The organism is Lutibacter citreus (assembly GCF_003260195.1).
GTDB lineage: Bacteria > Bacteroidota > Bacteroidia > Flavobacteriales > Flavobacteriaceae > Lutibacter > Lutibacter citreus.
In genome coordinates this window covers 38,746-61,695 of the sequence record NZ_QEIH01000004.1, presented here as the reverse complement: position 1 = coordinate 61,695, position 22,950 = coordinate 38,746, and the positions used below count along the sequence as shown (strand labels likewise).

Genomic DNA, 22,950 nt, shown 5'->3' with positions numbered 1-22,950 from the left:
GTATGAATGATAAAAAATATACCATAGCAATAACAGGATTAAACAATATTGATAGTCCAGGTCCTGGAGTTCCTGTAATACGAGGAATTAAAGATTCAGATTTAAATGCAAGAATTATAGGGTTGGCATATGAAAATTTGGAGCCAGGAATTTATATGCCTGGTTTAGTGGATAAAACCTATTTAATGCCATTTCCTTCTACAGGAAGTGAAGCATTTTTAGAGCGGTTGGCTTATATTCATGAAAAAGAGAACATTGATATTATTATTCCCAATTTTGATTCTGAATTGTATTTATTTATAAAATATAGTGAGCAGCTTCTAAATATGGGAATCCATACTTTTTTACCCTCACTTTATCAATTTGAAGAGAGACATAAAGATAATTTATCTGAGTATGCTAAAAAATACAACATTACGGTTCCGGCAAATAAAGCAGTTGTTAATAGTAAAGATTTAGCAGACTTACCAAAACCCATAACATATCCATATTATATTAAAGGGAAATTTTATGAAGCTTTTAAAGTGAATAATTATAATCAAGGTGTATTTTACTTTAACAAATTATCTGCTAAATGGGGATTACCCGTTATAGTTCAGCAATCAATAAAAGGAACGGAAGTTAATGTAATTGCTCTTGGAGATGGTGAAGGGAATACTATGGCGGCTGTTGCAATGCGTAAGCAATATATTACAGATAAAGGAAAAGCTTGGGGAGGAATAACAATAAATGATGAGCGACTACTTGAAATTACCCATCATATAATTAAAGAAACCAAATGGAAAGGAGCAATGGAATTGGAAATGATAAAAACCGAAGAAGGAGATTATTATTTAATTGAAATTAATCCTAGAATTCCTGCTTGGGTTTATTTAGCCGTTGGTGCAGGTCAAAATATTCCTGAAATGCTTTGTCGATTAGCGCTTGGTGAAAAAGTAGAACCTAAAGAAACATATGAATGCGGAAAAATGTTTATTAGATATTCTTGGGATTTAATTGGAGATATATCTGATTTTGAAAAAATAATAGTTTTTGGTGAATTGTAAAATTTGATATGATGAATAAAAAAATATATGAACGTCCGGTATTACGAAAAGTAGTAGAGGGAATACCAAATAAATTTGGGAGTTTAAAAAGGTTAAGACCAATAGAGTTTATTGATAATGTTTCCATTAATTCTCTAATTGATAAATATGGGTCACCTGTTTTTGTTCTTTCTGAAAAAACTATTAGAGAAACATATAGAAGCGCTTATCGTGCGTTTTCTACACGGTATCCTAAAGTTCAATTTGCGTGGTCTTATAAAACAAATTATTTAGATGCCGTTTGTAGAATATTTCACCAAGAAGGTTCTTGGGCTGAAGTAGTTTCGGGGTTTGAATATGAAAAAGCATTGGATAATGGTATATCTGGAAATAAAATTATTTTTAATGGACCCGATAAAAGTAAGAAGGATTTAATAAGAGCAATAAAGAATAATTCATTAATTCATATTGATCATTTTGATGAGTTATATACAATAATTGAACTTTCAAAAGAATTAGAAGAAACGCCACAGGTAGCCATTCGAATTAATATGGATACTGGTATTATTCCGCAATGGGATCGGTTTGGTTTTAATTATGAAAATGGAGAAGCTTGGAATGCCGTTAATAGAATTTTATCTACAGGGAAAATAGAATTAATAGGTTTACATACCCATATAGGAACTTATATTTCTACATCAAAAGCGTATGAAATAGCCATTCGAAAGTTAGCAGAATTAGCAAACAAAACCTATGAAAGGTTTCAAACAAGTATTGAATATATAGATATTGGAGGTGGATTTGCATCTCAAAACACCTTGCAAGGTGCTTATTTACCAGCAACGGATACTACACCAAGTTTTGATGATTATGCCCATGCTATAACTACAGCAATGATTGCTGAAAAATTCCCAAATAATATTGCGCCAACATTAATTTTAGAAACAGGGCGAGCATTAATTGATGATGCTGGATGGTTAGCAGGAACAGTATTGGCAAATAAACGATTAGCTGATGGAAATAGAGCGATGGTAATTGATACGGGAGTTAATTTAATGTTTACAGCTTTTTGGTACGATCATGAAATTTACCCGGTTAAAGAAACTAGTTTTCAATCTGAACCAACAACTATTTATGGGCCTTTATGTATGAATATTGATGTTATCAGAAAAAAAATTGACTTTCCTTTATTAAATAAAGGGGATAGGTTTGTTATTAAGCGAGTAGGAGCTTACACAATGACCCAGTGGATGCAATTTATTACCTACAGGCCAAATATTGTATTAATTGATGAAAACGAAGAAGTACATTTAATTAGAAAGGAAGAAGATAAAGAAGTTTTTAGAAGACAAGAATTAATTCCAGATCATCTAAAAAATGATTAATTAAGGTTTAAATAAAATTAATGAAAAACAAACTTAAAAAGAAAGCAATATTTATTAGTGAAAGTATTTTAACAAGTTATTCTCAGATTTTTTTTACTGAAAATAAAGTATTGGCTTTAATTCTTTTTGTAGTTAGTTTTACAAATTGGTGGATTGGTTTGAGCGGTTTTATTGCTGTTGTTACAGCTTTAGTATTTGCTGAATTATTAGAATATGCTCCAGTTACAATTCAAAAAGGGCTTTTTAGTTTTAATTCTCTGTTGGTAGGCTTGGGTATAGGAACTTATTTTTCTCCAGGTATTGAAGTGCTTTTATTGATAATTATTGGAAGTATTGTAGCGTTTTTTTGTACCATTTTTATAAAGGGGATTTTAGAAAAATATGGATTGCCTTTTTTAAGTTTTCCATTTTTATTGGGAATGTGGTTAATGCTTTTGTCTTTTCCAATATTTTCTAACATTTCACTAAATTCTGAAGCGCTCTATCCCTCAAATATGTTTTTTAAAATAGGAGGATCTAGCTTAATTGTAGTTATTGATTCTTTAACCAAATTTTTTGATGGCACAGGATTATATACATACTTTTTGTCTTTAGGAGCTATATTTTTTCAATTTAATATAGTAGCGGGAATTCTTATAGCTATCGGTTTATTAATTCATTCTAGAGTTCATTTTTTATTTTCTTTAATAGGTTTTTTTGTAGCCTATTGGTTTTATTCATTTTTAGGGGTTTACACAGGCTCGTTAAATTATACATATTATGGATTTAATTTTATTCTTTCTGCCATTGCAATTGGAGGCTATTATTTAATTCCTTCACGAAAATCACTTATATGGAGTGTTATATTAATTCCTGTTTTGGTAATTGTTACAGTTGGTTCGGACAGACTTTTTTCTTATTTTGAATTATCTGTTTTTTCATTACCATTTAATATTGTAATTATTGGAATGCTCTACGCTTTTAAAATTAGATATAATCAAACGCGTGAGCCTATTTTAACTTTTATTCAACAGAAAAACCCAGAGACAAATGCGTATATTTATAATAGCCAGTCTTCAAAGAAATATTCAGTGTTTTTATTACCTATTAGATTGCCTTTTATTGGAAAATGGATAGTTAATCAAGCTCATGATGGAGTTTATACTCATAAAGACTTTTTTAAATATGCTTGGGATTTTATTATAAAAGATCCAAATACTAATAAGGAGTTTATAAATGAAGGGTTTTTAAAAGAAGATTATTATTGTTTTAATAAACCTGTAATTGCTCCAGCATCGGGAACAATTGTAGCCATTGAAAATTCTATTCAAGATAATGAAATAGGAGTTGCAAATACAGTAAATAATTGGGGGAATACGGTTGTAATTAAACATTATGATTATCTATATTCAAAATTATGTCATCTAAAAAATGGGTCTGTAGCGGTTAAAGTTGGAGAAACTATTGAGGAAGGTCATGTTATTGGAAAATGTGGAAATTCTGGACGATCACCATATCCCCATCTGCATTTTCAATTACAATCTACAGGGAAAATTGGAGCTTCAACTATTTTTTGGCCGTTATCTGAATATTTAATAAGTCAAAAAAATACATTAAAGTTTAAACAAAAAGGGGTTCCTGAAATTAATGATGTTGTAGAGAATATACAAGTTTCACCAATTTTAAAAGGCGCATTTCAATGGAGTCCAGGAGATTTATTTAAACTTGAAATGGTTTCAGATAATGGAAATAAGACTTTAAACTCAATTAAAAATGAAATTGATATTAATAATAAGTCTTTTTTACATTGTTTAAATACAGGAGCTAAATTGTATTATGAAAACAATGGGAAAACATTTTTAGCCTTAAATTATTTGGGGTCTAAAAATAGTCTTCTTTACTATTTTTTCTATACATTTTATAAAGTGGTGTTAAGTAATACGGGTAATTTAAATGTTGAATCTAAATTTCCTATTCATCATTTATATCGGTTTCCTATAATAACACTCCAGGATTTTTTAGTTCCATTTGGTATTTTTTTAAAAGGTAATTATAGGTTATTATATAAAGAAACTAGTCAGGTTTTTAGCCCAAAAGAATTGGAACTGAACTCAAATATAACTGGAATAAAAAACAGAATCTTTAGCTCTTCAAAAATAGTGATTGAAAAAAATGGGAGAATAACAATACGTTATATAACATCAAAAAACAAAACACTTCAATTAAGATGGGAAAACAATTTGGATTAACATTATTGCTAGGGTTATTTTTATTATTAAGTATAAATGCCCAAAGATCGTCTTTAACTTTTAAGCAGGTTGATAGTATATCGTATGCATTGTTTTTAAAACAAGATTGGAAACAACTAATAAAATTTAGTAAAAGATCTAGAGCAGAAGGAATTGATTTTTATTATTTAAAAGTGAGAACAGGAATTGGTTACTTTAAAAAAGATCAAATGCTTTTGGCTATTAAATATTTGGAACAGGCACATAATTTAAATGCCTTTGATGTTGTTGTTCAGGAATATTTATACTGGGCATACAGATATGCCGGATTTCTATTAGAGTCGGATATGTTTTATAATAAAATGTCTAAAGATCTTCAGAATAAAATTCAACATAAGTTAAAGTTTTTATCGGCGATTGATGTTGGAGTTGTTTCAAATTCTAATTTAGATTCAGATAAAGAATTTTTGAATAATTCTCAAACAGGGCTTTTGTATTTACCAGAAGATTTTCAAATGTATACTTTAGGGTTAAATCATAGGTTTTCAAACAATACAAATTTTTATCATAGATTAACTGTAATGCAAAGAAATTCAGTTGCACAAGAATTAATTAATACAGATTTGTATAATACCAAATTCAATGGGAAAGAGACCCGTTATTATGCCAATGGTACTTTAGGTTTAGGAAATCGCTGGTATTTAGAGTTGTTTTTTAATGTTATTTCAGGAGATTTTGAAGAGATAATAGAAAACTCAACAGGTGATTTAGCAGATAGTTATTATATAAATTCTGGTAATAAAATAAGTTATTCTGATGTTGTATTTGGAACCTCAATTTCTAAAGCTAGTTATTATTTTAGTAATAGTATAAATGTTTCGTATTCAACTTTAAATAATCTCAATCAGTTTCAGTTAGGATATAATTTATCATTTTATCCCTTAGGAAATACAGTTTTAATCCCTTTTGTATCTGCACAATATGTAAATGAAACAGGGGGGGGCTTAACCGATTCTAGAATAGTTTATACTGGTGGAGTTTCAATTAACAAAGGTAAATTAGGAGTTACAGGATTTGTTAATGCCGGAGAAATTATAAATTACATATCTAATAATGGCTCTATAATTTATAATCAAACAGCTGCTGCTAATAGTGAAATTGGTTTACTTTTAAAAGTTTACCTTAAAAAAGTAAATCTTAAAATTGGTTATTCTTTTATGAAAATGGAGGATTCTTTTTTTAGCGAAGATACAGAGATATCAAATTCAGTTTTTAAATTTAATCAACAAAATATAATAGGAGGATTAACATGGGAAATTTAGGAAGAAAGTACATATTTGGAATGTTATTGTTAGTTATTTCACAATTTATTTATGCGCAAGAAGATTTTTCATCTATTCAAGAAGCGTTTAATAAAAGTTACACTTTAGAGGCAAACGGAGATTTTAAAGAAGCAGCTAATGAGATTAAGCAAATTTATATTGAAGATAGTTATGAAGCTAATTTACGTTTAGGCTGGTTAAATTACATGGCTGGGAATTTTAATGAATCAATAGCTTTTTATAATAAATCCATAGATTTAATGCCTTATGCAGATGAACCTAAGTTTGGATATATTTTTCCGCTTTCAGCTATTGGAAATTGGGATGAAGTTATAAAAATGTATAATGCTATTTTGGAGAATTCAAATCACAATACCAAGGCAATGTATTATTTGGGAACAATTTATTATAACAGAAAACAGTACGATAAATCTATAGAATATTTTAAAAAAGTAACTGATTTATATCCATTTGATTTTGATTCATTGTATATGTACGCTTGGTGTAATTTACAATTAGGAAGAAAAAAAGAAGCAAAATTGTTATTTCAAAAAGCACTAATGAACAAGCCAAATAACGCTCTTGCACTTGAAGGATTGACTCTTTCAAACAAATAAAAAAATATTATAGAATCTTTTAATAACCTTTAGAAAGTAAATTTAATAAATGAATTTACTTTGTTAATAAGTGGTTAATTAAAAAATTAAAATGAGATGAATTAGTATTTATTTCATTTATATCTTTACACATGAATTTGGTTCTAATGCAATATTACATTGTTAGGATTAAAATGGGAATTAGGTGAAAAACCTAAACTGTTCCCGCAGCTGTAAGCTCAAAAAATGTTTTTAAATTCTTTTGTCACTGTCCGTAAAAAGATGGGAAGACCTAAAAACAAGAGTAAGTCAGAAGACCTGCCATATTCAAAAATGTCAATCTTTCGGGAAAAAAGATACTGATACGTACTATTCAATTTTAGAATAATCGTCGCTTTTTTTGACAAATTAGTAAATTTTCAATAAACAGTTATTGATTCAGTTTTTTATTGTTTTAAACAAAGGTTAGTTATATGAATTATTATAATATTCAAGTAGTATTTCAGGAAGTACCAGGAGAAATAAGTATTTGCTTTAGTATATGTGGCTGTAAATTAAAATGCAAAGGTTGTCATTCTCCATTTTTGTGGAATGAAAAAACAGGAGAATTATTAACCGAAAACATATTTAATTCAACTCTAAATAAATATAAAGGCTTTGCAAGTACAGTTTTATTTATGGGAGGAGAATGGCACTGTAAGGAGTTATTGGGGTATTTACAGAACGCACAATTACAAGGTTTTAAAACGTGCTTATATTCGGGTGAAGAAGATATAAAGTACGAATTACAAGAACATTTAACTTGGTTGAAAATTGGGGCTTGGAACCCTGATTTAGGAGGGTTAGATAGCGCAATAACAAACCAAAAATTTATAGAAGTTAAATCAAATAGAATATTAAATAATTTATTCATAAAAAATTAAAGCTATGGTAAGATTAAATCAAGAACAAGTAGATAAAAAAATTGAATTTATTAATAATTACATCAATGCTAATAATGCTGCTGATGGTTCTAAAATGGATGCCAACGCGAATGTCTCATCTAAAAACATTGCAACCATGGAAGCTGAACTGAATAAAGATATTAATGTACAAGTAAATAGACAGTTGGTTAAAAATAAAATTGTTGAATTATTTGGTGAAGAATTAGGCGATGAATACGTTAGACAAATAGAATCTCATGAAATTTATGTTCATGACGAAACTTCTTTAAAACCTTATTGTACCTCAATTAGTATGTATCCGTTTTTGTTTGATGGCCTAACAAAACTTGGAGGTGAGAGCAAAGCTCCTCAACATTTAGAAAGTTATTGTGGAGAATTTGTAAATCTTGTTTTTGCAATTAGTTCACAGTTTGCGGGAGCATTGGCAACGGTAGAATTTTTATTGTATTTTGATTATTTTGCGCGTAAGGATTTTGGGAGTGACTATTTAAATACCAATTTAAGAACTGTTGAAAATCACTTGCAACATGCTGTATATGCAATAAACCAACCTGCAGCCGCAAGAGGATATCAATCTGTTTTTTGGAATGTTTCGTTATATGATCAATCCTATTTCGAAAGTATGTTTGGAGATTTTGTTTTTCCAGATATGTCAAAACCTATATGGGAAAGTTTAAAAACGCTACAACAGTTTTTTATGAAATGGTTTAATAAAGAAAGAGAACGAGCCGTATTAACTTTTCCTGTTGTGACAGCAGCTATGTTAGTGAAAGAAGGGAAGCCTATTGATAATGAATTTGCTGAAATGTGTGCAACAGAATTAAGCGAAGGGAATTCATTTTTTATATATCAATCTGAAAGTGCAGATAGTTTAGCTTCTTGTTGCAGATTGAGAAATGAAATTACCGATAATACTTTTAGTTACTCATTAGGAGCAGGAGGTGTTTCAACAGGTTCTATAAATGTGATTACTATTAATATAAATCGTTTAATTCAAAAAGGTGAGAATCTTAAAGATCAAGTGGCGAAAATGCATAAGTATCAAATTGCATATAGAAAGCTAATTGAACAATATAAGGATGCCGGAATGTTACCTGTTTATGATGCTGGTTTTATTTCTTTAGACAAACAGTTTTTAACTATTGGAATAAATGGAATGGTAGAAGCTGCTGAGTATTTTGGAATAAAAGCTAAAAACAGCAAGCCTTATAAAGATTTTGTGAGTAATTTATTAAGGGTTATTTATGAAGCTAATAAAAAAGCCAAAATTAAATATGGTTATATGTTTAATACAGAATTTGTTCCTGCCGAAAATTTGGGTGTAAAAAATGCAAAATGGGATAAAGAAGATGGCTTGGCAGTTTCAAGAGCATGTTATAATTCTTATTTTTATCCAGTTGAAGACACTTCAATAAACACGCTTGATAAAATAATATTACATGGAAAAGAAACTATTAAATATTTAGATGGCGGATCTGCATTACATTTAAACTTAGAAGAAGCACCTAATAAAGAGGGATTTTTAAAGCTAATACATGCAACGGCTTTGGTTGGGTGTAATTATTTTTGTTTTAATATTAAAATAACTATTTGCAATGAGTGTGAAAATATAGATAAAAGAACCTTACAAAGTTGTAGTAAATGTGGCTCTAAAAATATTGATTATGGTACGCGAGTTATCGGTTATTTAAAACGCGTATCTAATTTTAGTTCAGACAGACAGGAAGAACATAAAGAAAGGTATTATCATCTTAGTAAAGTTGAATAGGATTATTTGAAATAGAATAAAAATGGGAACAAAAAACGGGACAATTGTCCCGCTTTTTACATTTTAGTTAGTGATTGTTGTATAAATTTATTCCATTAATTTAAGGCTGAAATATGCCATTTCACGAGTTATCATTCCTTTATCATTAAAATCATGAATGAATAATATTGGAACAACAAGTTTTTTCTTGTCTTTATTTCTTGTTAATCTAACAGTCCACCAAGATTGAACAATACTTCCATTACCTAGTTCATATTTTAAGTAATCTGGATATCCATTAACATCTATACTTTCAATTGTATATTTTTCTTTGAATTTTAAATCATTTTCTTTAGACTCTTCTAAAGTTTTTGATTTTCCAGGAAGCATATGGATATTACTAAAACGTGCATCTTTATCATAAAAGGTATATGCTAATTCATAATCATCATTGGCATATGCTTGAATAAGTATTCTTACTTTGTTAATGTTTTCGTGGTTATTATATATTGTTCCATTTGTTCTTTCAACAAAACTAGCTCCAATTTTATCATAAATAGATTCATCATAATAACTAATCATTGTTTTAATTTTATTGTCTTTATTAACCACGTACAATCGGTGAAAAGGCATATCTATTTTTACACCAGATTTTTTATGTACTGCTTTCACATCAACCCAAGTTTGTACCCAAACACTGTCATCATTATCGCTATCTTTATATTCTATGGCGTCTGGGTATGCTTCCTTTGTTCTTTTTATAGTAAGGTAGGCAGCATTTTTCTTCCAAAATAATACTTGATTTTTAAAATCATCTTTTGTACTTCCTTCTGCATCTTTATCTCCATTAGAGCCATTATAGGATTTAAAATCTTCTGCTAAGTAAGAAGCAACTTTGTTTTCATCGCCTTCAACAAAGGCTTTCATCATATCCTCAACAACATTTATAGCAGGGTGTTCTTTGTAAACGGTTCCGTTTTTTTTCTTTTGAGCATAAGAAATGACCGTAAAAATCATTAATAAAATTAGAATAATTTTTTTCATGTTTTTTAATATTTAGTTAGTAAATTACTTTAGTCTTATTTTTTTGGTACAAAACCAGAGACGTCATTTTATTAATAAGTAAATAGGGGTTTCTTTACTTAGTGTTTATAGTTGAGGAATAGTATATGTTACTTAAATAGTTAACATATAATAGATTGCAAATTAGTATTTTGAAATAAGGAAAGCAATACTCAATTTGAGTATTTAGGGTAATTAAGATAAATTGAGGTATGCCTAAATGGCTTTTTACCTTTGAGAAAATAAAATTTTTATTACAATAAATTAATTTTTAAAATCATCAAAGAATACTTTTTGAGATTTTAAATCTTCAATTTTTATATAGTCAACCATCCCTGAACCTTTAAAGATATTTTCAATTCCTACAAGCATTCCATTTGGAGTTTTATAGTTTCCATTATAAATTAATTCACTATTTATTGAAACTTTAACCTTTTTATTTTTAACTAAAATATTTAAGATATTCCAATTTTTTGTGTCAACTTTAAAGGAAGAAAGATCATTGTCAACACCTTCTATAATTAAATCTCCCATTTTTAAACCAGAAAATCTACCACAACCTTCTTCCATTAATTTTATAGAGCTGGTTTCGTTAGCGCAAACAAGGTTCAAAATAAAGTCGTAACACGTAATACCTCCCAGTTCTTTTGTGTTTTTAAATTTCATTTCTAATTTGAAATTATCTCCATCAATCTCAAATTTTTTAAATAATCTATTTGCAACATAATAAACCGAATTTGTGTCAAATCCTTTTGATTTTATGCTGTCCGGACTAAAGTATAGATAGCCGTTTTTATTATTTAATTCAATTTTAGTATCTAGCCAAAAGCCTTCTTGCCTATGGTTCTCTGGTAAAATATGTGAATCCCAACCGTCAGACATTGCAAGTATATTTTTTCTTTCAATAAGATTATTATCTATTTCTAGATCAATTTGATAATATCCAGGAATCTGATAAGTAAAATTATTTACATGTTTCGATTTATTAAGTTTAACAACTTGAAGCCCTAGATAGGATTTTAAATAATTGAAATTTGCATATATGCTATCAGATTTTACCTTTTGAAGGTCATAATTAATTGAGACAGTAAATGGAACTTCAGAAATTGAATCTTTTAGTTCAAATGTATAATGGTCAATTATGTTATTACTATTTTTTGAGTAAAGTGATGAGTAAATTGTTATTAGTATTAAAATTATTCCAACAAAAAATAAAGACTTGTAAGCCATATTTTTGAAATTAATTTTTGTTGGAACTAAATTAGTAGTTTTCTTATTAAGATTTAATTCTACATCTTGATGATTATATTTAGTTACAAAATCATCCCAATTTTCATAACCCAAGTATTTAGTTAAAGCATCTTTAGTCCCTTTTTGGGGGTTGTAAGCTTTAGAATATTTTATTTTTCCAAAAAGGCGTTTTAGGGTATTTGTACTTATAGTAATATTAGATTCATTATATATGACTTTAGATAATTTAGTATAATCTGGATCTTTCCATAATATTGACTTTTTCCAGTTAAGTTTTTTTTCAACTTCTTGTAAGCAATATTTTAAATAATCATTACTGTTAGTCATAAGCTCAAATGTAAAAAAAAACTTTGAATAAAGTTTGGACAAACAATGGACAGATTTTGGATAAATAATAAAAGCAATTATAAAGCAAAAACCTTTAAATTTAAGAGATACAAGTAACCAAACAGATATAATAACCATTAAACCAACTAGACAAATATGAATATTAGTGTACAATTTAGAAAAGTAACTGCTTTTTCAATTTTTTTTATTTCAATATTAAGTTCAAGTCTTTTTGCTCAAGTTAAAATGACTGAAAGCTTATGGGAACTTCCAACTTATGAGGTTTTACCTTCAGAAAAAGCTCCAATGTTTTTTGATAATGGAAATTTTCAAGGCGCACGAAGAATGATATATCCTAATGCCGCTAACGATGAGTTTTCACATAAGCAAATAAATAAAAAATGGAAAGCTCTAACACTTGAAAATGAATATATAAAACTTTGCATAACTCCAGAAATGGGAGGGAAGCTTTATTATGCAACCGATAAAACCAATAATTATAATTTCATTTATAAAAATAATGAAGTAAAACCTGCAAATATTGGGATGACAGGGGCTTGGGCTTCAGGAGGTATAGAATGGTGTGTTTTGCATCATCATAGAGCTTCTACATATTTGGCTATGGATTATTCTTTAAAAGAAAATAATGATGGAAGCAAAACTATTTTTGTTGGTGAAACTGAACCAAGACATAGAATGAGATGGAATGTTGGGGTTACTGTTGCTCCTGGGAAAGCTTATTTTGAGGCAGAGGTTACAATTTACAATGCAACACCATATACACATAACTTTTTATATTGGGCAAATGTAGCGGCACATACAAATGAAAATTTTCAAACTATTTTTCCTCCAAGTGTTGAGTTTGCAACCTATCATCAAAAAAACCAATTTACGCGCTGGCCTATTTCAACAGAAGTTTATAGAGAACAAGATTTTACAAAAGGCGTAGATATAAGTTATTGGAAAAATACCAGAGAACGTGCTTCATTTTTTGCACATGATTTAAAGGAAGATTTTAGCGGAGGTTATGACCACGGTAAAAATAGTGGAACAGTTCATATAGGAGATCATAATATAATTAAAGGAGCTAAATTATGGCAATGGGGATCAGGAAAAGTTGGTCAGAATACTGAAGCTAAATTAACAACAACAAGTGGCCCATATGTTGAGATTATGGTTGGAGCATTTTCAGATAATCAGCCAGATTATTCTTGGATAAGACCTTATGAGGTTAAAAAATGGAAACATTATTGGTATCCTGTTAGAGATATTGAAGGATTTAAAAATGCAAATAAAGATGCTGCGGTTAATTTAGAAGAAAGAGATAAAAATACTTTTTTCTTAGGTTATCATTCAACCCAAAAAGTAAAGAATGCAAAAATTGTATTGAAATCTGGAGATAAAATTTTATTAGAAAAGCAAATGGAAATTTTACCAGGTAAAGCTTTTACGAAAATAATAAAATTGAAAGATGATTACATTATTACAGATTTATATACTGAATTGGTAGATTTAGATTCTAATGAAATACTGTTATCATATAAGCCTAAAGTTAAGAAAAAGAGCAAAAACCTTCCAGAAGAAGTAAAACCACCATTAGATCCAGAAGAAGTTAAAACAATAGAAGAATTGTATTTAATTGGTAGTAGAATGGATCAATTTTACAAGGTTTATAATGGTGGCGCTATGTCTTATTATAATGAGGTTTTAAAACGTGATCCCAATGATACAAGAACAAATATAGCTATTGGAAATAATTTACTTAAAAGCGGTGATTATAATTCAGCAAGAACTCATTTTAGCAGAGCTATAAAAAGACAAACAAAAGATTATACAAGACCATCAACAGGCGAAGGGTTGTATTTACAAGGTTTAACTTTAAAAGCGTTAGACCTTTATGACGAAGCTATTGATACTTTGTATAGAGCAACTTGGGATTATGCCTATCATACAGCAGGATATTTTGAATTGGCACAAATTTCTTGCCTAAAAAAAGACTATAAAAAAGCATTACATCAAATTAATGAAGCTCTTTCAACCAATAACAGAAATACAAGAATAATTGCTTTAAAAGCCTCTATCCAAAGAAAATTAGGAGATTTTAATGGAGCCAAAACAACTTTAGAAAAAGTAAAAGAAATTGATCCTTTAAACTTTAGAATAGGCAATGAGCTTTATTTAATAGCTAATGAATCTGGAAATACTTCTGAAGCTGAAAAAAATCTTACGAATTTGAATACAACAATGCGCAATTTTGATCAAAATTATTTAGAATTAGCTGTCGAGTATTTTAACGAAGGACTTTATAAAGAGTCAGAAAATGTAATGTTAAGATTTAAAGGAGAGAATCCTATTTTTTACTACTATTTAGGTTTTATTCAAGATAAATTTGGAAATAAAAAAAGTGCAGAGAGTTATTTTAAAAAAGCACAATCTTTATCTGAGGAATCTATTTTTCCTTTTCGATTAGAAACTGTAAAAGTTTTAAAGAAAGCACTAGAATACAATTCAAAAGACATAAAAGCGAATTATTATTTAGGAAATATACTATTTGATAAACAACCATCAATAGCTATAAAATATTGGGAAAAAGCAGTAATAAACGCTCCTGAATTAGCTATGGCACATAGAAATTTAGGATGGGGATATTATAAGCATAATAATGAAGTTGAAAAGGCAATTTCAGCTTACGAAAACGCATTTAAATATAATGATACCGATGCTAATTTTTACAATGAATTAGATGAATTGTATGATTTGAATAACAATTCTATTGAAACGAGATTGGCTTTGTTTGAAGGTAAAAATGAAATAGCTAAAAAACGAGACGATGCTTTTGTAAGACAAATGATAGTATTAACATTAGCAGGAGAAGCTGATAAAGCGGTTTCATATTTAAAAGAGAAACAATTTAGTTTTAAAGAAGGAAATTCTACTGTAAGAGAATTAACTATAGATGCACATTTAGCTTCTGGAATTAAGTTTTATAATGAAAAAAATTATACCAAAGCGTTGGAACAATTTTTAAAAGCCAATGTTCCATTGGAATCTGCAGGAAATGCAAGAACAGGAAATAGAAGTATTCAAGTTAATTATTATTTAGGATTGGCTAATGAAGCTCTTAAAAACAAAAAAGAAGCGAAAAAGTTTTATACAATATCTTCTAAAATAAATTCTGGAAGTATTTCTGAAGGAGATAAAGTTGGTTTCATGAATTATTATCAAGGTTTAAGCTATTTAAAGCTAAATAAAAAGAAAGAAGCTAACATTATTTTTAAAAATCTTATTGTTGGAGCCAATGAGTACTTAAAACCTAGGGAAGCAGATAAACATGCGTTTTTTAGTATTTTTGGAAAACAAGACCATAAAAATGTGAAAGAATCTATGGGATATACAACAAGAGGTCTTGGCTATAAAGGGTTAGGTAAAACTAAATTAGCTAAAGAAGATCTTTCAAAAGCCTTAGAATTACAAGTTGGTAATTTATGGGCTAATATTGAATTTAAAGAAATGTAAAAATCAATTCTTAATATATTAAAAAAGCCGAAATAAATGTTTCGGCTTTTTTTGTGGTTATAGTAGAACTATGCTAAATTTTATATTTTTTTAAGATATACATATTGAAACGTTTTTTTAAGATTCAACAAACAATTTGTGGATTGAAACAAGAAATGATGGTATTTGGAATAAATATTCAAAAAAAGGTTAATCTATACCCGTATATTACAGTTGCTAGAAGGTAAAATATGTATAAATAAAAACAAATTATAGAAAGAGTTTTAACTTGGCATTTCAAACATATTTAAGTGTTTTTTTAATATTCCCGAAGGTGTGTTTTTGGTTTCGTCAAAAATTCTAGTATCTCCAAATAAAATAAAGCTGTCTCTTGCTCTTGAAACAGCTACATTTAACATGTTTGGTTTATTATCCCTATCAAAAAATAGTACGCCTTCATCCTCATTACTATAAACAGAGCTAAATAAAACAATATTACGTTCGGCACCTTGCAAGGCATGTACTGTTCCTAATTTTATGTCATTTACTTTAAAGCCAGATTCAATTAAAGCTTTGGAAAGTTCTGTTTTCTGACTAGCAAATGGTGTAATTATACCTAAAATACTTTCAATAGAATCTACATTATAAGCGTTTTCTATGTCTTCCTTATGTCTATTTAGCCATAAAATTATAGACTTAACTTCGTTTTTATTATGGCGACTATTATATTTACGTTCGCTAAAACCTTCAATATGATATGCCATCATTGAAGGGAATATTTGATCTTTATGTGCCTTTCCCTTCATTGGTTTTAAAATACCATCGTAAGCTAATTCATTACAAAAACCAATAATTTCATCATTACATCTTCTATGCTCTAATAATAACAAGCCATTTTCTTTTTTTGTAACTAATGGAGTTTCATATTCACAAGCATTTTGTGCCATTTTCATGATACTTCCACTAGAGGCTAAAAAACCAATTTCATTTAAATATTCATTTTGTGCTTGGTTTGTAATAATATTTTGGTTGGTTAAATTTCCAAAATCAATTTTTGGAGGAATGGACCAAATAGGTTCAATCTGTTTTAAATCTCCAACAACAATTGCTTTTTGTGCTAATGAAAAAATAGGAATACTAACCTCCGGAGTTACTTGTCCTGCTTCATCAATAATAAGTAAATCTAGAAAGTTAAATAATGGGAGGTATTCAAAAATAGGTTTTCCTTCTTCATTTTCACCTTGATATTGGCTATATAAAAAGTGAGTTGGTGCAGTATATAAAGTAGCTACAAAACAAGGTGTAAGCATAGCTCTTCGTTTCCATTTAGCAATTACAGTTTTTTCTCCAGTCCCTTTCTCTGTTTCATTTTCTAGAACATCTTGTGTTTCTAAAATCCATCTTGCTTCCCAATAATGAGTAGCTAATAAAAATGCTTTATGACGTAAACTTAAATCTATTTCATCATAAAAAAAACGATGAGTTTTATCGTTAGATTCCATTTTTTCATATTCAAACTCCCACATTTGTTCTTCTGAAATAAAAGGATATCCTATAATGTTATTTAGATGTTTCCAATTATTTAATTTTAAGTTTGAAGATAATGCCAAATTAAGATCTGTAATACATTTTTTTATAAAAACTAACGCTGTTGCATTGTTAGTGAGGATTTCATTATTAACTTTAAAAAGTTGCTCAGAATTAACTGTGTTTTCTTCAGTGTCAACTTTAAAATAACGTTTTATTTCATTAATAAAATTATCTTCTTTAGAAAGCGATTTTATCTTGGTAATAATAGTTCTCCACTGTTGTAATTTAGATATTTGAATTGCATTTTTTTGAATGTAGTTCTCTTTGTGAAGTAGTAAGTTGTTAATTTTTTCAACAGAAATTAAATAATTTTGAGATATACGAACTCCGTCTATCAAATTATCTTCTAAAATTGTAATTTCTTCTTGTAGGTGTTCACAAGCATCCTCTAATGAGTCAGCTTTATAACCAAAGTAATCAAAATATTTACTAAAATAAAAGTTTCTCGCATCAAGTAAATAATTTTCATTTTCTAGGTCACATAAAGTACCTTCATTACCAAACATATTTCCTTTTAGATAGTTTATATCTTTTAAGCTTTTTTCACTTTTAGAATTTGAAGGTAGGTAAGTTGCATAACCATTAAAGCCAGGAATCCAGCGTTCTGCTAGATTTTCCATATTACTTTTAGAATTTATAAAACTATCTATAATGTTTGTTACCGCTTGGTTATTTGTTGAACATGCTAAAATAACAGGGGCTTCCTCACCTTTAATAGCAGCTCTTACAACCTCTGTGGCTACTAAACTTTGCAATAAAGTAGTTTTTCCTGTTCCCGGAGGTCCATTTACAGCTGTAATAGCATTTTCCTCGGCAGTAAAATAGGATAATAAGGTTTTCCGTTGACTAATAGAAAGAGGAAATTCATTAGACATTTGTCCTAAATGTAAATGATTGAAATCTAAAAAACCTTGATCGGTAATTGGATCTCTTCGTTCTCTATTATTTGTATTTATTATTTTTGAAATTAACGGAAGTTCTTCAGTTTCATTTATTAAGTTTTCATACAAAAAGAGGATGCTTTTTGCTGCTGAAATTTTAGAACTTCTAGCGAAATATGTAACTTTATTATTGGTTTTGTATCCGTCAGCTCTATAATTATCTATGCTTCCATAAGTGATTTCCGAAAAAACCAAATTAATATAATCCCAGTAAGAACTCCATTCTAATTCTTCGTTTTCAATTTCAGGTTTTTCTAAATCTCTAGCTGTTGAGATTGTTTCTATTGAAGAAAAAATAAAATCATTTCCAACTTCAGCAATTGGATCTAAATAATTACGCACTATTAATGGAAATACTTCTCTAGGAGCAGATAATTGGCCTGATCTATTTACATTAGCAGTTATCCAAAATGGATGAATTGTTTTTTGTTTATAATTAGTGTCGTTCGATTGAAAATCTAATTGAAAAGGTGCAATAATAATTTCAATATCAACTACTTTATGCCAATTAGCACTATCTTTTTTGGTGATTCCTTTTAGTCTATTAATTCTTCTTTCTTCAACATCAATCATATCAGCAGCATTTTTTGAATTAATAGTTGCCGTACTTAAATCACAATAATTTTGATGAAATAAGTTTTTGATTCTAGAAATGTCAACAGCTAAGTTTTCACTATCAGTTAAACTGTTTTTATAATAATTTAACCAGTTTTTTACGTTGCTCATGTATTTTTTTAGAATTCGTAGTTAGTAGGTTTTAAAAAAAATATTGTGCACGAATATATACTTTTAAATGTATATTCTTGTTGAATTACATACCATTATTAAATGAAAAATTAGTAATGAAGCGTTAATTATTGAAGCTTAAGTTGTTAATTGTATTTTAAATTAATAGTGAAGTAATAACACTTTTGAAATACTATATTTTAGTGAAGTATTGCATAAACTATCCTCTTTAGTTAAGTTTAACTTTTTAAGTATTGGAGTTTGGGTTTTATGAACGTAGGCAATAAAGATTCCTAATAAATGAAGCTAAAGTAAATTTTATTAGTGTACGTTGTTTTAAATAGGTTAGAGTTAATTCTAGTTGAGGTTTAAATAAATGTTTGGGAAATTTATTGTTAGTTTGGGTTTTTGATGTAGCGATTTACAAGTTTCAGGTAATTTTTCATTAAAACCTGTTTGTGATTTATTTGGATAGAGAATTAAGTAATGGATAAAAATTATGAAGTTTCCATAATTTTAAATACAATTCCATTAAGTTCCGAATTTAGGGGAATTTGACAAGCTAAACGGCTTTTTGGAGTAACACCCTCAATTTTTGAAAGTGTATTTTTTTCATCTGTATCTATTTTTTCAGAAATTTCACCTTCAATAATTTGTATGTGGCAAGTTCCGCACCAGGCTCTACCTTTGCAATCACCCCATTCTTCAAGATATTTATCAAAGAGCAATTCCATTAAATTGTGGTATTCATTGGTTTTGAAGTCTGTATGATGTTTTTTTTTAAATTCATCATAATAGGTAAAATGATAATTCTCTTTTGTCATGTTTTTTATGAATGAAGTTATTTTATTTATTTATAAAAATGAAATATTTATATCCAAAGTCATCACTTGTTTGTCTTTATATTTTTTACTAGAATTCACTTTTGAATTTCATTAAAAGTAAGAACTATTTAACCTATCAATATTTATTGATAGGTTAAATAATATTATTAAAGTTTTAGTGATGCTTATTTTTGAATAGTACCTTTGATGATATAATTTTATAATTAAATAAAGGAAATGTGATTAACGTACCTTTTTTATTTGTCTAAAATTAATGCCTAAGGTACGTTCGTAGTTTCGTAAAATCTTAACCTCAGAAGTGTTCACAAAACACATAGAAATACCTTTTTTTCCTGCACGTGCAGTTCGTCCACTACGGTGAGTATAATACTCATCACTTTCCGGTAGTTGATAATGAGCTACAAAGGAGAGGTCAGAGATGTCAATTCCACGTGCCGCAACGTCTGTTGCAACAAGCACGCGTAATGTCTCATTTTTAAATGCACGCATTACTTTATCACGTTCTTTTTGAAGCAAATCACCGTGAATTGCATCTGCGGCGATATTCTTTGCCATTAATTGTTTGGAAAGCAATTTGGTAGCCGCTTTTGTTTTACAAAAGATTACACCTCTGTTTTTGTGTTCCGACTGTAAGAAAAGCTGTAAGGCATGTAATTTATCTGTGTCTTGGCACATTAAATATTGGTGCATAATATTTTTATTGACAATATTATCTCGGCTTACTTCAATACGCTCAGCATCTTTGGACAAGTGCTTGGAAATAATTTCTTGAATTCCATTTGGTATTGTTGCCGAAAAGAGCCATTTGTTCTCAACTGTAGATAGAAAGCTTAAGATTTCATCCAATTCTTTTTTAAATCCCATGCTTAGCATTTCGTCTGCTTCATCTAAAATAACAGTTTTTACTTTGCTAAGATTAACATCTTTCCGATTTACCAAGTCAATTAAACGACCAGGTGTAGCCACAATTATATGTGTGGGACGTTTTAAGGATGCAATTTGGCGATCTATTTTTTCTCCACCATATACTGCTTCAGTAAAAATTTTAGTAGAATATTTTGTGAATTTGAACAACTGCTTAGCTACTTGCTTAGCAAGTTCACGAGTAGGACAAAGAATTAAACCCTGCACGGAATTTATATTTGGATCCATTTGTTCTAATAAAGGAAGACCATATGCAGCTGTTTTTCCTGTTCCTGTTTGTGCTTGAGCAATAATATCTGTAGCTCCAGCTAACAATATTGGTATAACCTTTTTCTGAATATCAGTTGGTTCAACAATATTTAATTCAGCAAGACCTTTTATAAAGCTTGGGTTAATACCTAATTTTTCAAAGTTTTTCAAAATAAATGATTTAAAATCGATGTAAAGGTACACCAAAGAAGTACTAATGACTAGAAAAGTTTATTCAGTCCGTCTTTTACCCTCATCTAGAGTTTATAATTTTATATTTTTATCGCTTAATAATTATATTAAAAATGATCTGGACTAAAAGATATTAAAACTAAAAAAATGAATCTTCAAAAATCATTTTTTTTAATAAATCTTATAAGTTTTTAGGGTTTCGAGTGATTCCTTTAATGTCTAATACTAAAATGTAATCATAACTTTTAAAGGATTTACACGGTGATTTTCACTGTCAATTCTGTGTATGGTTTGGAGTATTTTTAATTTTTTTTATAAAAGTATATATAATAAACTAGGCTATAAATCCTAAATATTTTAAGTTTTAAAGTAAAAGAGAATGCAATTATCTATTGTTTTTCTTAATTGTAGTAAGAAAATTTGATTCAATTTGTCTTAAAGTTAAAAGTAATAAGTTGAGGTTATAATGTTTTACTTGTTCTTAGTGCTTTATATACTTCATCAAAAACTAAATGTCTGTCAGCAAGTACAATTAATATGTCTTGTGCTTCAATTACTGTTAAGCCGTTTGGAATTATATAACTATCATCTCTATTAATCATAGCGATTATTGCATTCTTTGGAAAGCCTAGCTCTACAATTTTCTTATCTACGGCAAGGCAGTCTGAATTTATTAAAAACTCTTTCATTTCAGCTTTTGAATTTTCAGATAAAAGTAAATCAGTTGCAGTTAATTTTTTTGCTTCTTCAGGTAATCCTACATTTAACCATTTTGCAATTATGGTTAGTGTAGTTCCTTGAATTAATATGGATGTAACTGAAATGAAAAATACAATGTTAAAAATCATGTTTGCTTTTTCAATTCCCGCTAAAAGGGGGTAAGTCGCAAACACAATTGGAACAGCCCCGCGCAACCCAACCCACGAAATATAAAATCTTCTTCTAAGTTTCATTTTGAAAAACATTAGACTTATAAATACACCAATTGGTCTAGCAATTACAATAAGGAATAAAGAAATGAGTAATCCAATACCCATATATGGAATGATTTGAGAAGGGAAAACAAGTAAACCTAAGGTAAGGAATAAAACAATTTGCATTAACCAAGCTAAACCATCAAACATTTTTAATATGGTTTTTTTGTGTATAAGATCTTGATTACCTAAGTAAACAGCACAAATGTATATAGCTAGAAATCCATTACCACCCAAAAAATCGGTAGCTGAAAATGTTAAAAACATTAGGGTAATAACTAAAACTGGATATAGCCCTTCAAAGTCAAGTTTAATTTTGTTAATAATATATTTGCTGAGTAATCCAAATCCAAAACCTGCAGCTCCACCTAAAATCATTTGTTGCAAAAACATTGGGATTATAGATATAAAACTTTGATCTTGATTGATTACTAATGTTAAAAACGCAATTGTGAGCACATACGCCATTGGGTCGTTACTTCCACTTTCTAACTCTAAAGTTGGTCTTAGATTAGTTTTTAAAGCCAGGCTTTTAGAACGTAAAATTGAAAATACTGCTGCAGCATCTGTTGATGATACTATTGAACCTAATAATAAGCTTTCATAAATGGTAAAGTCTGTAATAAGCCAAACAAAAGTTCCAAGAGAAACAGCTGTTAATAAAACTCCGAGTGTTGATAGGGTAATTCCTTCCCAAAGAATTGGTTTAACGGCTTTAAAGTTGGTGTCAAGTCCACCAGAAAATAAGATGAAATTTAAAGATACTATACCAATGAACTGAGCAAGTTTTGGATCATCAAAGTGAATGCCTCCAATACCATCAGAACCCGCTAACATTCCAATTGCTAAAAACAGTAATAAGGTTGGAACACCAAATTTATAGGAGGTTTTACCAGCAAAAATACTTATAAGAAGTAATAAAGAGCCAACTAATAGTATATTTTCAATTGTTAAATTCATTCTTTTTTCTTTAATTTCTAATTGATAAAGATACTATTTCTCATTTAGTAATTTTAAAAAAAATATGGCATTATTTTTTTCTTTGAAACGGTTAATTTTATATGTGATATTTTACTATTGAGTAGTATTTTAGATTAATATAGCTTTATATTTTCAAAGATTTTTGTTTTATTAAATAGGCCTACCTT

The 22,950-nt window shown here is 28.7% G+C and carries 14 protein-coding genes and 1 riboswitch; of the genes, 8 read left to right on the top strand and 6 right to left on the bottom strand.

The features are described from left to right. Positions 1-2: 2 nt before the first annotated feature. The 7 genes from DAD81_RS09250 to nrdD all read left to right on the top strand — a co-directional run bounded on the left by DAD81_RS09250 (position 3) and on the right by nrdD (position 9,247). The gene (locus tag DAD81_RS09250) at positions 3-1,046 is read left to right on the top strand and encodes an ATP-grasp domain-containing protein (protein WP_111707984.1); all 1,044 of its coding nucleotides are present in this window, start codon (positions 3-5) and stop codon (positions 1,044-1,046) included. Positions 1,047-1,057: 11 nt separating this feature from the next. Beyond that, on the top strand, positions 1,058-2,410 hold the full coding sequence (locus DAD81_RS09245) for a type III PLP-dependent enzyme domain-containing protein (protein WP_111707983.1): 1,353 nt from the start codon (positions 1,058-1,060) through the stop codon (positions 2,408-2,410). Between the two features lie 20 nt (positions 2,411-2,430). Beyond that, positions 2,431-4,638, top strand: a complete 2,208-nt coding sequence (locus tag DAD81_RS09240) for an urea transporter (protein WP_111707982.1) — start codon at positions 2,431-2,433, stop codon at positions 4,636-4,638. Further along, positions 4,617-5,939: a hypothetical protein gene (locus DAD81_RS09235; protein ID WP_111707981.1), complete on the top strand. Its 1,323-nt coding sequence runs from the start codon at positions 4,617-4,619 to the stop codon at positions 5,937-5,939. The genes DAD81_RS09240 and DAD81_RS09235 overlap by 22 nt, the downstream gene beginning before the upstream one ends. After that, positions 5,927-6,556: a tetratricopeptide repeat protein gene (locus tag DAD81_RS09230; RefSeq protein WP_218939689.1), complete on the top strand. Its 630-nt coding sequence runs from the start codon at positions 5,927-5,929 to the stop codon at positions 6,554-6,556. The genes DAD81_RS09235 and DAD81_RS09230 overlap by 13 nt, the downstream gene beginning before the upstream one ends. 121 nt (positions 6,557-6,677) lie before the next feature. Further along, positions 6,678-6,875: riboswitch (cobalamin riboswitch) on the top strand. Between the two features lie 133 nt (positions 6,876-7,008). Continuing rightward, positions 7,009-7,458 carry an anaerobic ribonucleoside-triphosphate reductase activating protein gene (nrdG, locus tag DAD81_RS09225; protein ID WP_111707980.1) on the top strand — a complete coding sequence of 150 codons (450 nt, stop codon included), beginning with the start codon at positions 7,009-7,011 and terminating at the stop codon, positions 7,456-7,458. A gap of 4 nt (positions 7,459-7,462) precedes the next feature. Continuing rightward, positions 7,463-9,247, top strand: coding sequence for an anaerobic ribonucleoside-triphosphate reductase (gene nrdD / locus DAD81_RS09220; RefSeq protein ID WP_111707979.1), 1,785 nt, complete (start codon positions 7,463-7,465; stop codon positions 9,245-9,247). Positions 9,248-9,334: 87 nt separating this feature from the next. Here the strand turns inward: nrdD and DAD81_RS09215 are convergent, their stop codons facing one another. Further along, positions 9,335-10,270, bottom strand: a complete 936-nt coding sequence (locus DAD81_RS09215) for a nuclear transport factor 2-like protein (RefSeq protein ID WP_111707978.1) — start codon at positions 10,268-10,270, stop codon at positions 9,335-9,337. A gap of 282 nt (positions 10,271-10,552) precedes the next feature. Continuing rightward, positions 10,553-11,866: a hypothetical protein gene (locus tag DAD81_RS09210; protein WP_157961108.1), complete on the bottom strand. Its 1,314-nt coding sequence runs from the start codon at positions 11,864-11,866 to the stop codon at positions 10,553-10,555. A 156-nt stretch (positions 11,867-12,022) separates the two neighbouring features. On the opposite strand from DAD81_RS09210, the gene DAD81_RS09205 reads away from it, so the two are divergent. Further along, positions 12,023-15,382 (top strand): DUF5107 domain-containing protein, encoded by a 3,360-nt coding sequence (locus DAD81_RS09205; RefSeq protein WP_111707976.1) that lies wholly within the window; start codon positions 12,023-12,025, stop codon positions 15,380-15,382. 263 nt (positions 15,383-15,645) lie between these two features. On the opposite strand, the gene DAD81_RS09200 is transcribed toward DAD81_RS09205, so the two are convergent. From DAD81_RS09200 to DAD81_RS09185, 4 genes are all read right to left on the bottom strand, one after another. Then, positions 15,646-18,618, bottom strand: a complete 2,973-nt coding sequence (locus DAD81_RS09200; RefSeq protein WP_111707975.1) for an AAA domain-containing protein — start codon at positions 18,616-18,618, stop codon at positions 15,646-15,648. A gap of 497 nt (positions 18,619-19,115) precedes the next feature. Further along, complete coding sequence (locus DAD81_RS09195) at positions 19,116-19,442, bottom strand: 2Fe-2S iron-sulfur cluster-binding protein (RefSeq protein ID WP_111707974.1); 327 nt, start codon at positions 19,440-19,442, stop codon at positions 19,116-19,118. A 243-nt stretch (positions 19,443-19,685) separates the two neighbouring features. Then, positions 19,686-20,807 carry a DEAD/DEAH box helicase gene (locus DAD81_RS09190; protein ID WP_111707973.1) on the bottom strand — a complete coding sequence of 374 codons (1,122 nt, stop codon included), beginning with the start codon at positions 20,805-20,807 and terminating at the stop codon, positions 19,686-19,688. 482 nt (positions 20,808-21,289) lie between these two features. Next, positions 21,290-22,762, bottom strand: a complete 1,473-nt coding sequence (locus DAD81_RS09185) for a potassium/proton antiporter (protein WP_111707972.1) — start codon at positions 22,760-22,762, stop codon at positions 21,290-21,292. Positions 22,763-22,950 lie beyond the last annotated feature (188 nt).